Below are 12,423 nucleotides of genomic sequence, written 5' to 3'. Positions count from 1 at the left end.
TTACATGGAAAGGAATGAAATGCTGTTGAGCAGTAGCTTTGATATTCGCATCGTTTCAACCGAACAAGAGAGACAAGACGCGTTAGATGTTAGAAGATTCGTATTTATTGAGGAGCAAGAGGTACCGGAAGACCTAGAAATAGACGAGCATGACGAATCCAACGCCCCCACGACCCATTTCGTCGCATATGATAGGGAAGTTCCTGTAGGCGCTGGCCGCATCCGCACCTATACTGACGGCGTTGGAAAAGTAGAACGGGTTGCCGTGATGAAAACACAACGGGGGACAGGCCTAGGAGCGCAGCTGATGAAAAAAATTGAGGAAGAAGCGAGTCGTCAGGGCTTCTCCAAACTAAAGCTGAACGCTCAATGCCATGCCCAACGATTCTATGAAAAGCTCGGGTATGAACCGGTTGGCGAGGTTTTTGACGAAGCCGGTATTGATCATATTGCGATGGAAAAAACACTTTAACAAACGAAGAGGTGACCCCGCACAGGAGTCACCTCTTTTCTTATTTCCCTGCCAATTGATCTTGACGCTTTGCGGCCAGCTTTTGCAGCTGTTCTACCGCTTTTACAGATGTCGTGGAGGAACCTAGCATGGCGTGGAAGGGCTCTTCTCCCCGCCAGCCGTGAAAATCTGATCCGCCAGTCATCACCAGACCGTACTCTTCCGCCAAACGCATATAATGCTGGCGATTTTCTTCTGAATTGTCCGGGTGCCAGACTTCAATTCCATCTAATCCGCAGACGATGAGTTCTTCCACATAATCATTGTTGTCATACAGCCCAGGGTGGGCCAGTACCGCTACTCCACCGGATTTGCGGATCAGGCGAATGGCTTCCTGCGGCGAGATGCGAGGCGGGTTGATGTAGGCGAGTCCGCCCTTGCCCAGATATTTCTCAAAAGCCTCTTCCATGCTTCCCACAATCCCCATCTCCATCAGCTCTTCGGCAATGTGAGGGCGACCAATGTTTTTATCTGTGCCTTCTTTGCGTTGGTACACTTTTTCCAGCGTAATGTTGATGCCCAGTTCATTGAGCTTGGCGATCATCAGCTTGTTGCGCTCGTGACGAGTGTCGCGAAGACGGGATAGCTCCTCTAGGAAAGCTTCATCTTCGAATGGAATAAAATAGCCGAGGACGTGAATATCCTGTCCGATACCAACCGAGCTGATTTCTACACCCGGAATCACTTGTACTCCGTATTCTTTTGAAGCTTTCAGTGCTTCCTGGATTCCAGCCACTGTATCATGGTCAGTGATCGCGATTGTATGCAGGCCTTGTTCACTTGCGATTCTGACGTTCTCAGATGGCGTACAGGTGCCGTCTGAAGCTTGTGTATGGCTATGTAAATCGGCGCGAAGTTCCAATGTCATGGCATACCTCCGAATTGTAATCATAAAGGAATTTTCATCTCATATAGTAAGGGGGAAACGCTAACAACACAATAGCAAGGAGGACTTGGAATATGCAACTGAGAGTAAAAACCCTCACTGGTGTCATTCAACCTCTGTCATTCGTCGACAAAATGCTGCGGCAGCAAGGTTTTCGCCGGATGGGACACGAGGATACTCCTCTCTATGATGTTGTGATTTATGACTCGGCTACCAGCACTTCTTATTTTCTGCGGATACCCACCAGTCTTTCCACGCATAGCTTTTCCGGAAAAGGCGAATTGTCCGTGAAAATCGGCAAGCCTTACCTCGAATCAAAATTCTTACTGGAAGACTCCTCAGGCGACTTCATGATTCCCCAAGCGATTCGCCATGCGGCTGAACACAAGCTGGCCGAGATCGCTGATTATCTCGTTGCTCCTTCTCCCAATCCTTCCGACAGCGATTCTCAAAACTTGCCCCAAAGCAACTGATTTCCTTCGAATCGATACGTAATCCTCTCTTCCTTCACTAGCCCGACAAGATATCCCATGAATGCGGTACGAAACAAGACGAATTTACTCAGGTTATCGATTGGAACGTCCAAATCATCACAGAGATTGGCTAAGCCCTGTTCCAGCGTTAGCGCTTGAGATGTAAATAACTGCTCAATCCTCTTCATCAGGTCAAGGTGGCAGCGGATATTGTCGTTCAACGTATCCTCAACCGCTGTCTCATAAGCGCCATGCCCTGGCAAATACCCCTGATAGCTGGTTTGTTTTAATTTTTCCAGGCTGACAATTGTCTCATGAACATCGATAAGAAACGGAATTTTATGCTTTCGCAACGTCTCCTGACCAAAATAGCTATCCGCAGCAAAGCATACATCCTCTATAACCACGCCAATTTGCTTCCAGCTGTGCCCAGGGAGCGCCAGGATGGTGAAGGCTCTGTCATCGATCTTAACTTCTCCCTCTTCAGGCAAAATCACGTCTACCCGTGAAGCTTCCGCACATAGAAACTTGTTGTTCAGCTCTGGAAGAACAGCAGCTCCCATCCCTAAATAGATCGGTTCCAGAATGGGGTTGCGAATCACTGCTTCTTCCAAAGGCGGCGCATAACAAATAGCCTCTGGATACATGGATAGCAAATAAGCATTTCCGCCAAAATGATCCGCATGTGAATGAGTCTGCACAATCGCGCGCAACGGCTGGGCTATGGCGTCCAGCCCTTTTTTGATTTTTTTGGCGGTTTGACTGTCGAGTCCTGAATCGATCAGAATCGCTCCCGTTTCCCCAATCACTATTCCGATATTAACACTTCCCGGGAAATATCCAACGCGCTCTGTAATCATCGTCGGCCTATTGCTCATCTTGATCCTCCCTCAACTTTTCATTATTATTCACACGATTGAATTGGATCATTTTACCATAAAAATTAGCCGCGACTAAAGTTTTTCTCTTACCATTTCGCATGTGAAACGACCTACACGGAGAAAAACACCAAGAATCAAAGCATTCGAAGGAAAAACCGTCAAAATTGATCCCGATAAGCTCTCAGGAATTGTAATAAACTGTCTCTGTAATTCACACTGTTTTGATCAATTGAAACAAAACTGATATACTATTTGTATGTAAAAAGGAAGACAGGTAAGAATGTTTCTCAATTTGGCTCGTAAAATGAAAAGTAAATCATACTTGTAAATGTGGAGGTGAATTCTCCTCCTTTCGCTAACGTAAAGGATGGAGAGCTACTTGGATAGTATTCCGATAGGGGCATTTCTTGATCTGCTGCTGATCTTCTTCCTTGTATTACTCAATGGATTTTTTGTCGCAGCAGAATTTTCACTGGTGAAAGTCCGCCAGTCCCGCTTAACTCAACTTGTGAGCGAAGGCAATACCAACGCGCAATTTACGCAAAACGTTACCCAAAAGCTGGATGCATACCTGTCAGCATGTCAGTTGGGAATTACACTCGCATCACTTGGATTAGGTTGGGTTGGTGAGCCAGCAATTGCCGAGAAAATTGTCAAACCTTTACTTGGTAATTTTGAGTTGCCCCCTTCAGTCGTAACAACCATTTCTCTTTTCTTGGCTTTTTGTGTCATCACCTTTTTACACATCGTGTTAGGGGAATTGGCTCCGAAGTCACTCGCGATTCAAAAGGCGGAGTCCGTCTCATTATGGGTGGCAGGGCCGCTTGTGTTTTTCTATAAAATCAGCTATCCGGCCATCTGGCTCTTGAACGGTGCGGCTAATTTCTTCGTAAAGCGTTTAGGTGTTGAACCTGTCTCTGAGTCGGATTCGGCTCACACGGAAGAAGAAATTCGCATTCTTGTAAACGAAAGCGCCAAGAGCGGCCATATTGACCAGAACGAGATGGCGTTGGTGGACAATGTGTTTGATTTCTCGGAGCGTTTGGCTCGTGAAATCATGATCCCGCGTATCGATGTGATTTGTCTCTATGACGACAACTCCTTCCAGGAGAACCTGGACATCATTCGGGAGTCACGCCATTCACGTTTCCCTGTCGCGCATGAAGACAAAGACCGCATCATCGGCTTTGTACACGCATCTGACTTTTATCTGACAGCTTTAACCAAGGGTGAAGCTGACATTAAACATATGATTCGCCCCGTCTTGACCGTTCCCGAGTCCATGGAAATCAGCCACGTTCTTCGTTTGATGCAGAAGCGCCGCTCGCAGATGGCCATTGTCATCGACGAGTACGGTGGTACGGCTGGTATTCTGACCATGGAGGATATTCTGGAAGAGATCGTCGGAGATATTCAAGACGAGTTTGACGAGAATGAACGCCCTGAGATTGAAAGCAGCAACAACGTCTTGTCTGTTGCTGGGAAAACTTTGCTCACTGAATTAAATGACTACCTTCAAGTGGAGATTCTCTCAGATGATGTAGACACGATCGGCGGATGGCTCTACAGCCAACTGAATGAAAAGGTAGCCAAAGGCCAGTCAGTCCAATACGAAAACTATTTGTTTACCATCACCGAATTTGATACACACCGCATCACACGTGTTAGTATTAAGATGATAGAAGATAATACAACGGAATCACGTCATGAAGATGATGATGTGTTGATGCAAGCCCAGTAAAAACTACTCAAGTGTCCCTGATCTAATCGAGGGACACTTCTTTTTCGGCTAAAAATCCTTGAGATGGCTAACCCTCCACCAAACGGTCACGTCCGTTTGGTTTGACAACCAGTAGATGGGGTGAACACTTCGTGAAATTCGCAAGACATACGGACAAGATGATACAACTTCATTCAGATACATACACCAACATTCCTCACTGGCGTGTCCTGGCTTCGAATAACCAGCTTCAGTGTCCATTGTGTGAGGATGCTCTTCGACTGGTGGCTGGTGTTAGCTTTGAACCATTCTTCACACATACAACCAACACGATGTGTCCCTATGAAGAGATGGACGAGCTTCCCGCTGAATACGTCTTGAAGCACGAAAGCAGCCATCTCTCCTCGCAGGAGGTCGCTGTCGCAAGCGATTCAACTGTAAACGAACCTGAAGACGAATCGACCTGGCAAGGGGGATTTCGACTTCCCCGCGGTCGCTCTATTCAAAGTGATTCGACTCCCCCTCCTGTCGCAAAGCCGAAAAGCTACCGAATCCGTCTCGCACCCAAGCAAGCGATTCAGGCGATTCAAGGAGAGCGTGACAACAGCTTGCATCCGTTTCAACGTCAAGCGGTACAGCATACGGAGGGTCCTCTCTTGATCCTTGCGGGGGCGGGTAGCGGCAAAACCAAGGTCATGACGGCACGCGCGGCACACCTGATTCACGACAAGCAAGTGGACCCCCGTTCCATTATGGTCGTTACATTCACGACCAAAGCGGCGGAGGAAATGAAACAGCGCCTCGCCGCTACCTTGACGCGAACTCAGGCTAGTCAGCTTATCACCGGTACGTTTCACAGCTTGTTTTATCGGATGATTACCCATCATGACCCCAAGCGCTGGGACAACTCTCGTCTTTTGAAACAGGAATGGCAGAAGTGCCGGATGATCCGTGAAACAGGCATTCTCCATCCTACTGAAATTGCCCACCTCTCGGAATCGGATTTGCAGGCTGCCCTGGGGTATATCAGCCGCTGGAAAAATGAGAATCTATCTCCACAAGCGATCACCTTGACCCATGCCTCAACGGATGAGGAACGGAATGCACAAATCCTCTATCCGCTCTACGAGGAAGCCAAACAGAAGGCTCACTGGTTTGATTTTGACGATATGCTGATGGGCTGCTATGAATTGTTGCGTGACAATGAAAAAGTTCGGACGCTATATCAAGAGCGTATTCAATACCTGATGATCGACGAGTTCCAGGACATTAATCAGATTCAGTACGAGACTGTAAAACTGCTCGCTGCTCCGCAAAACAATCTCTGTGTCATCGGGGATGACGACCAATCGATCTATGGTTTCCGCGGCAGCAATCCTTCTTACATCCTGAATTTTACCAAGGATTATCCGAATGCCCACTCGATCACGCTGGAGGTTAACTACCGCTCACGCTCGGCGATTGTCGGTTTGGGCTACTCCCTGATCAACAACAACCGGGCACGCTGGAAAAAAGAACTGAAGTCCTTCCACCCGGAGGAAGGCGAAAGCATCCTGTTCCACCCGGAAGATGAGGAAGAACAGGCTTCTCGGATTGTGGACGAGATTCTTTATCAAATGGAATTGGGAGCCTCTGTGGATCAATTTGCGATTCTTTTTCGCACCTACGAATCGACGCGTCCGATCTGGGAGCGCTTGAGTGAGGCGAAGATTCCGGTCGCTTTCACTCTTGAGGACGAGCCTTTCTATCAGAAGCAGGTAGTTCGCTTTGCTTTGGGTTATTTGCGCACAAGTGTCGATTGGGATGACGCTCTTGCGATTAAAGAAATTCTGCCGACCCTGTACGTATCCGCTTCCCTGTTTAATGAAATACGCAGTCAGGCCATCCTGGAGGACGTGAGCCTCCTAGAGATCCTGCCTCAGCTGACTTCTCTCAAACCGTACCAGCGTAAGCATCTGCAAAAAGTAAAAGAGGTACTCTCCCAGTTAGGAAGCTGTACCCCTGCTCAAGCGTTGGAAGCGATTTATGAAGAGTTGAAGCTGCGAGATTATGTGAAGAAACGGGCAAAAGAACGCGCCGGTCAAGAAGATGAGCATGCGACAGATGACCTGCGACAACTGCTGATCGCAGCTAGACGGCACGTGACGATCAAGGATTTCCTTACCTATGTACAGACTATGCTTACGCAGGAACAAGAATGGCGTAAGCAACAAAGGAACCAGAGAACCAACTCAGGCAGCGTCCAGATGATGAGCATTCACCGGGCCAAAGGGCTTGAGTTTGACACGGTTTTTGTCGTGGATACCGTCGAAGGGGTACTCCCGCATGAGTATGCGCTGGATCAGCTTCGGCAAAGCAACAATACCCTGTTGGAAGAAGAACGCAGGCTGATGTATGTCGCCATTACACGCGCCAGGCACAATCTGTACATCGGCGTTCCAATCGAACGGTTTGGACGCAAAACCAGAGCCTCTCGCTTTATTCAAGAGATGGGGCAGTACTCATCGGTACCCTCTCTTAGTTAGCAGATTCACCGCTTGTCTCGTCGGATGGTTCCTGTTTGGGATGTTGATCATCGGCGTAATAAAACAGGTCGGCTCTTCCTGTATAAATCAACAACTCTTCTACAGATGTAGCAAATGGCCAAAACATAAAGGCTTCCTCCTTTGCCCTTTTTTCTTAGGGTTTCAAGAGAGGAAGCCTTTTATTCGTGTTGCGAAGTTTCTTAACAGCTGAAGGTGCGATTAATAACCGACGATGTTGTAGCCCGCGTCTACGTGGATTAGTTCACCAGTAATACCGCGAGACAGGTTACTGAACAAGAAGAGCGCGGTATCCCCAACGTCAGATTGGTCTACGGTGCGACGAAGCGGTGCTTTTTCTTCAATATTTTTGATCAGCGCATTGAAGTTGCGAACACCTTTAGCCGCCAACGTACGGATTGGACCTGCGGAAATCGCGTTGACACGGATGTTGTCTTTACCCAGGTCACTCGCCAGATAACGCATAGACATGTCCAAGGCTGCTTTTGCTACGCCCATTACGTTGTAGTTCGGGATGACCTTTTCTCCGCCAAGGTATGTCAAGGTAACGATACTTCCGCCCTCTGTCATCAGATGACGAGCTTCACGCGCAACTGCTACAAGGGAGTACGCGCTAATGTCTTGCGCCAACGCATAACCGTCACGAGAGGTATTCACGAACTCACCGTCAAGTTCTTCTGTTTTAGCAAATGCAATGCAATGAGCTAATCCGTGAATTACGCCCACTTTTTCTTTGATTTCAGCAAAAGCGCGAGCAACATCTTCATCCTTGGATACATCACAAGGAATGAGGATTTGTTCCGGTTGATCCAATGTTGCGGCCAATTCCGCCACATTCTCGCGCAAACGCTCGCCAAGATAAGTGAAAATCAGGTTTGCTCCTGCTTTGGACAGAGATTGAGCGATTCCCCATGCGATACTGCGGTGGTTAGCCACACCCATAACTACGATATTTTTGCCTTGCAATAAAGTATTCATTATGTAAAAAGCTCCTTCCCTACCAACTTATTCTTAGCCATTATAAACGATTCTCTCTTCAGTTACGAGAGCAAAGCTGGTCGAATTTTGACAGAAGGGAAGCATGGTGGCTAATCCGGGCAAGTCTACTCACCTTGTTGCATGGCATTCGCTAACTGATCCGCTGGCATGGCTGTCGCCGTATCGTTCATACTCCACTTGGTTTCGATCGGATTGAGGGCTGTTCCTTGTATCGGCAACTCGGATTGCGTATGTACGCTTTGACTGGTTTCTTGCAGGCTAGATTCCTTCATCATTGAATCTACTGTGTCAGCCATCTGTTCGCCTCCTTGTTAATCGGATACTTGTAGAGTGGAAAAAAACGGCTTGCTCTATACGTGCGTGTGGTTGTTTCCTTGAAAGAAAAGAGAAAGGATCAGATACCCCAAAACAGCTAAGAAAAAAAATAAGCTGCTGTTTCTTCCCCCTTTTCGCTGAATAAGCGGAACCAGGTGACTGGCGGATACGTAAAGAAACACACCTGTGGCAATCGCAAAAACAAGATCAACGCCAACTGTGGCAAAGGATTTCTCCACGAGGTCCATTACCCACGCTCCGAGCAATGTGACGATGCCTAAGGCCGTCGCCCCGAGAAACGCGATCTCTCTTTTCCCCGTCGCAATTAACAGGATTGAGGCGAGTGAAATCCCATCTGGAATTTTATGCAGAATAAGCGCGAGGAAAACTGAGAGTCCCAACTGGGCATTGACTTGGAAGCTAGCCTCCATGGAAACCCCCTCCATAAAGGCATGCAGCAGAAATCCTGAGGTAATCCCGATGACACTCGAAATTCCGATTTCATGATCATTTTTGGAGAGCGCTTCAATTACGAATAAACAGGCGAATCCGAGCAAGACAAACGGCATGCGCGATTGATGTTCTCCCATACTGTAGGGAAGCATATCGAGAATCGTCAGTGAGAAAAGTAATCCTCCGCCAATACTGACCAATGCGAGCAAGGACTGTTCTGACCACGTTTTTCGAAAATATAGCAAGGAACCACCCAGTACACTTGCCAGCGCTGCGATGATCAAGAGGATCGGTAAAGATAGCGACAAGAGTCTCGCCCTTCTTTCTGTGTAGCGATTAGGACATCCTATCATCCATTCTATTTCGATCTTCGCGTGATTATGTAAAAGGTTTCCTGCTACTCGTGTGAATGATACAATACAGAAAGTAATGAGTTTGGATTGGGGGAAGATGGCGATGAAAATAGCGATCATCAGCGATATCCACGGAGAACGTAAGAAACTTCGTCAGGTATTGGAGTCTATCGCTTTGCATGAGGTGGATCATATTTATTGTTTAGGGGATCTTTTTGAATGCAAAATTAGCAAGACTCACCTCCATACCTTTCAATTCTCCTTTCTGGATCAAGTCGTTGATCATGACCCCAAATTATACAAACGATTAAAAAACATCTCCTGCATCACGGGCAATCAGGAAGAGAGAATCCGAAGTCTGATTCCGCTTTATCAAGCAGATCAAGACCTGCGATTCTACCTGACGCTTCCTCAAGCGATTGAGCTGTCCGATGCCCGTTTGGAGCATGGCCATCAATTCGTCAATGAAGAGAATTGGTTTCCCTATCCTCGGCAAATGAAGAAGCACCTTCTCTTCTTTGGACATACGCACTATAGCAGGCTCTTTCAGGTTAGATGGGCGGGGAAAAAGTGGTCGCCTGAAAAGAAACCGTTCGATTTTGGCACCCCAATTCAGCTGGATCCCGCAAGATATTGGGCGATTAATGTAGGCTCCATCAAGGGCCAAAACCCGGAGTGGGTACTCTATGAGGAAGAGCTGGGGCAGGTTACATTTTTCCGCGAAAACGAGCTTCCATCAATTGACAAAAGCACGTGATCCTGCCGAAAATCCACTAGTTTTTAGAACCTTTGTCGATTCTCTATTTCCGGGAAAAATAGGTGCTATAATGAGCTTACCTCGGAAAAGGTTCGATAAGGAGTGATAGCAATGAGTCTGGATGTACAGGTATGGATGGCTTCGAAGGAAGTAGCGGATCGGTTGAATGTACACGTTAGAACTTTGCGTAATTGGCTTGATTTGTTTGTCCCGATAACGGACAAGCAGAAGAATCCACAAGGTCATTACCTGATCAGTGAACTTGGTTTCCAATTGCTGAAAGAAGTGAAAATTCGAAAAGATGCAGGGAACTCCTCGCTTCGAGATATACATCAACAAATGATGGCAGAAGGACTACTCACGGAAGATATGCGGTTTATCGATGAAGAGGAGGCGGCCAATGAAACAGCCGTGATGCTTCAGGATTCCAAGCAGCTGCAGTCAACATTTCGCGAAATCGAATTGACCGTAAGTGAAGCCTTACTCCAATTTCAACAAGAAATCGCGAACCTCTCCACCATGCAGCAAATGCAAAGCACCATTCTTCAAAAAATAGCGGATATGGAAGAAAGACAGGAATCGCTGCGCTTGGAGATGCGTCGTGTCACATTTGAAATGGACCTTATGCATCAACGCTTGACCCGGCGCAAGCATCGGACGGATCGCACAGGTGCTCGCTGGTCGCTTAACCCGTTTCGCTGGTTCAGTCGCACAGACCGGGTAGCTGCAGATTAATTCCTTCTGAAATACCAAAAAGGCAGGCTAACGAATAGCCTGCCTTTTTGCTGTGAAAACGGTCGTTCTCTATAGTTAAGAACCGGTCGCTTGATTCTTCTCTTCTAGCTCTATTTCATGCTTCTTGTGAAGCTGTGAAGCCTTATTCATTCTTGTTCGAGACCACAGCCCTGCGCCAATCACCAAGGCAACCACGAAAAGTTTGAAGCCATACAATACCCATGGTGAGACAAACAGATGTTCAATGGCCTTTTCATGTGTGATCATTTTGGCCGCTGTCCAAGCAAGCACGGCAGAACCCGCATAAATTAACCAAGCATAGCGCTCCATCGCTTTCAAAATCAAATTACTTCCCCAGATCATAATCGGAACACTGATTAAAAGACCAATGATGATGATCAACAATTCGCCATGTGCGGCACCCGCGATAGCCAGTACATTATCCAGCCCCATCATGACGTCGGCCAAAACAATCGTTTTAATGGCCTGCATCAAATTATTTCCCGCCTGGATATCGTGGCTTTCGTTCTCATCAGCCAATAATTTATAGGATATCCACACGAGGATAAGTCCCCCGACTAGAAACAAATATTTGACTTGAAGCAGCATTGCGGCCGCCACAGTTGCGACGATTCGAATCAGGATAGCAAGCGCAGTCCCGTAAAATATCGCCTTCTTTTTCTGTTCAGCGGGCAGTTTGCGGCTTGCCATGGCAATCACAAGCGCATTATCGCCACCCAAAACAATATCAATGGCAATAATCAACAAAAGTGATGAAATAAATTCCGTAAATTCCATTCCAAACATTCAATCCAACTCCTCTTCGCTTTATTGACAAGATACGATTGTTGTCTGTAGGCAAGAGGTCAAAATAAAAAGACCCTTACCTACGATAGTTCATAGGCAAAGGTCTTGCTAACAACAGGTACGTTGCCAACAAAGCCGAGGACATCTAGTCCTGTAATGACGACTTTGCTGTAAAAGCTACTCCCCTTTGGAAGAACACATTCACTTGTACTAATATGTTACTCGCTAAAGAGGGTTGTTGTCAATCCATGATTTGAGTATCATGGGATACAAGGGGGGCTATCCGATGAGAAAGCGTTTTGTGATGGAGGGCGTTATGTTGGCCATCTATGGTGAACTACTCTCCCCATCCGAACCGGTGGAATATGTCTTGCCTTTGTCCACCATTTATGAACTAGACGAAATCTTGCAAACAACAGAACCGATCATGCCTGATCCCGCAGACGATCGGCATGTGCGTGACGTACTGAAGGACATGATTCACTACTTTTCCGAACCCTTCAAGCGTAAACAAATGGAGAGAGCATTAGTGGCCCCTTGGTCCACTATTACCTTTCCGTTTCAGGATCATATTCAATTCACGTTGATAAAAGCAAGCGATCCAGCTTCCTGGGGAGAGCTTTTTGACCCGATTGAAACAGAGCTGATGGTCACCGCCATGCGGCTTCACGCTTCCATCCTTACCGATCAGGTGGATTGGCAGGAACGTATGCTTCAACATGAGATTCCGGTACAATTTTACGACATAGAAGACTTTGAGTTCGCCTTGGAGGTCGGCAATACTCTGGACACTCCTCCTGAACTGAAGTAATCGACATTCATACTTATGAGAGTTTCTAGCAAAGTAGTCTGTCTGCTTTGCTTTTTCACTGTACCTGTAAAATCTGACTGGTTTTTCAAAATAGAAGAATTGGCTCTTTTATTTCAAGAACAATCAGATTATAGTGTAAACCATATAATTCGCTCCAAGGAGTGAAACAAGTGATCAGA

General features: G+C 46.9%; 14 protein-coding genes. 7 read left to right on the top strand and 7 right to left on the bottom strand.

Features of this window, described 5'->3' with window-relative positions:
* Positions 1-25 precede the first annotated feature (25 nt).
* Complete coding sequence (locus ACQCN2_RS07550) at positions 26-472, top strand: GNAT family N-acetyltransferase (RefSeq protein ID WP_426928284.1); 447 nt, start codon at positions 26-28, stop codon at positions 470-472.
* Positions 473-512: 40 nt separating this feature from the next.
* Here ACQCN2_RS07550 and ACQCN2_RS07545 read toward each other — a convergent pair whose 3' ends face one another.
* Complete coding sequence (locus tag ACQCN2_RS07545) at positions 513-1,379, bottom strand: PHP domain-containing protein (protein WP_426928283.1); 867 nt, start codon at positions 1,377-1,379, stop codon at positions 513-515.
* Positions 1,380-1,471: 92 nt separating this feature from the next.
* Here ACQCN2_RS07545 and ACQCN2_RS07540 point away from each other — a divergent pair, with 92 nt between their 5' ends.
* Entirely contained in the window at positions 1,472-1,870 is a 399-nt protein-coding gene (locus tag ACQCN2_RS07540) for a hypothetical protein (protein WP_426928282.1), read from the top strand.
* Here ACQCN2_RS07540 and ACQCN2_RS07535 read toward each other — a convergent pair.
* The gene (locus tag ACQCN2_RS07535; RefSeq protein ID WP_426928281.1) at positions 1,846-2,748 is read right to left on the bottom strand and encodes an MBL fold metallo-hydrolase; all 903 of its coding nucleotides are present in this window, start codon (positions 2,746-2,748) and stop codon (positions 1,846-1,848) included. The two genes, ACQCN2_RS07540 and ACQCN2_RS07535, sit on opposite strands and share 25 nt — an antisense overlap.
* A 382-nt stretch (positions 2,749-3,130) precedes the next feature.
* Here ACQCN2_RS07535 and ACQCN2_RS07530 point away from each other — a divergent pair, with 382 nt between their 5' ends.
* Both ACQCN2_RS07530 and ACQCN2_RS07525 read left to right on the top strand, forming a co-directional pair.
* Positions 3,131-4,492, top strand: a complete 1,362-nt coding sequence (locus ACQCN2_RS07530; RefSeq protein ID WP_426928280.1) for a hemolysin family protein — start codon at positions 3,131-3,133, stop codon at positions 4,490-4,492.
* 131 nt (positions 4,493-4,623) lie between these two features.
* Positions 4,624-6,996, top strand: coding sequence for an ATP-dependent helicase (locus ACQCN2_RS07525; protein ID WP_426928279.1), 2,373 nt, complete (start codon positions 4,624-4,626; stop codon positions 6,994-6,996).
* On the opposite strand, the gene ACQCN2_RS07520 is transcribed toward ACQCN2_RS07525, so the two are convergent.
* The 4 genes from ACQCN2_RS07520 to ACQCN2_RS07505 form a co-directional block, all read right to left on the bottom strand.
* Complete coding sequence (locus ACQCN2_RS07520) at positions 6,989-7,123, bottom strand: hypothetical protein (protein ID WP_426928278.1); 135 nt, start codon at positions 7,121-7,123, stop codon at positions 6,989-6,991. The two genes, ACQCN2_RS07525 and ACQCN2_RS07520, sit on opposite strands and share 8 nt — an antisense overlap.
* 92 nt (positions 7,124-7,215) lie before the next feature.
* The gene (gene fabI / locus ACQCN2_RS07515) at positions 7,216-7,992 is read right to left on the bottom strand and encodes an enoyl-ACP reductase FabI (RefSeq protein ID WP_426928277.1); all 777 of its coding nucleotides are present in this window, start codon (positions 7,990-7,992) and stop codon (positions 7,216-7,218) included.
* Positions 7,993-8,117: 125 nt separating this feature from the next.
* Positions 8,118-8,309 carry a hypothetical protein gene (locus ACQCN2_RS07510; protein WP_426928276.1) on the bottom strand — a complete coding sequence of 64 codons (192 nt, stop codon included), beginning with the start codon at positions 8,307-8,309 and terminating at the stop codon, positions 8,118-8,120.
* 54 nt (positions 8,310-8,363) lie between these two features.
* Positions 8,364-9,089, bottom strand: a complete 726-nt coding sequence (locus ACQCN2_RS07505) for a ZIP family metal transporter (RefSeq protein WP_426928275.1) — start codon at positions 9,087-9,089, stop codon at positions 8,364-8,366.
* A 148-nt stretch (positions 9,090-9,237) separates the two neighbouring features.
* Between ACQCN2_RS07505 and ACQCN2_RS07500 the strand changes: the two genes are divergently transcribed.
* A complete protein-coding gene (locus ACQCN2_RS07500; protein ID WP_426928274.1) occupies positions 9,238-9,891 on the top strand; it encodes a metallophosphoesterase family protein in 654 nt (217 codons plus the stop codon).
* A 117-nt stretch (positions 9,892-10,008) separates the two neighbouring features.
* Positions 10,009-10,626 (top strand): hypothetical protein, encoded by a 618-nt coding sequence (locus tag ACQCN2_RS07495; RefSeq protein ID WP_426928654.1) that lies wholly within the window; start codon positions 10,009-10,011, stop codon positions 10,624-10,626.
* 75 nt (positions 10,627-10,701) lie between these two features.
* Here ACQCN2_RS07495 and ACQCN2_RS07490 read toward each other — a convergent pair whose 3' ends face one another.
* A complete protein-coding gene (locus tag ACQCN2_RS07490) occupies positions 10,702-11,433 on the bottom strand; it encodes a TerC family protein (RefSeq protein ID WP_426928273.1) in 732 nt (243 codons plus the stop codon).
* A gap of 286 nt (positions 11,434-11,719) precedes the next feature.
* Between ACQCN2_RS07490 and ACQCN2_RS07485 the strand changes: the two genes are divergently transcribed.
* Positions 11,720-12,244, top strand: a complete 525-nt coding sequence (locus ACQCN2_RS07485) for an ADP-heptose synthase (protein WP_426928272.1) — start codon at positions 11,720-11,722, stop codon at positions 12,242-12,244.
* Positions 12,245-12,423 lie beyond the last annotated feature (179 nt).

The organism is Brevibacillus ginsengisoli (genome assembly GCF_050113715.1).
GTDB lineage: Bacteria > Bacillota > Bacilli > Brevibacillales > Brevibacillaceae > Brevibacillus_H > Brevibacillus_H ginsengisoli.
The sequence above is the reverse complement of the archived record's forward strand: the minus strand, read 5'-3'. Positions and strand labels throughout refer to the sequence as shown.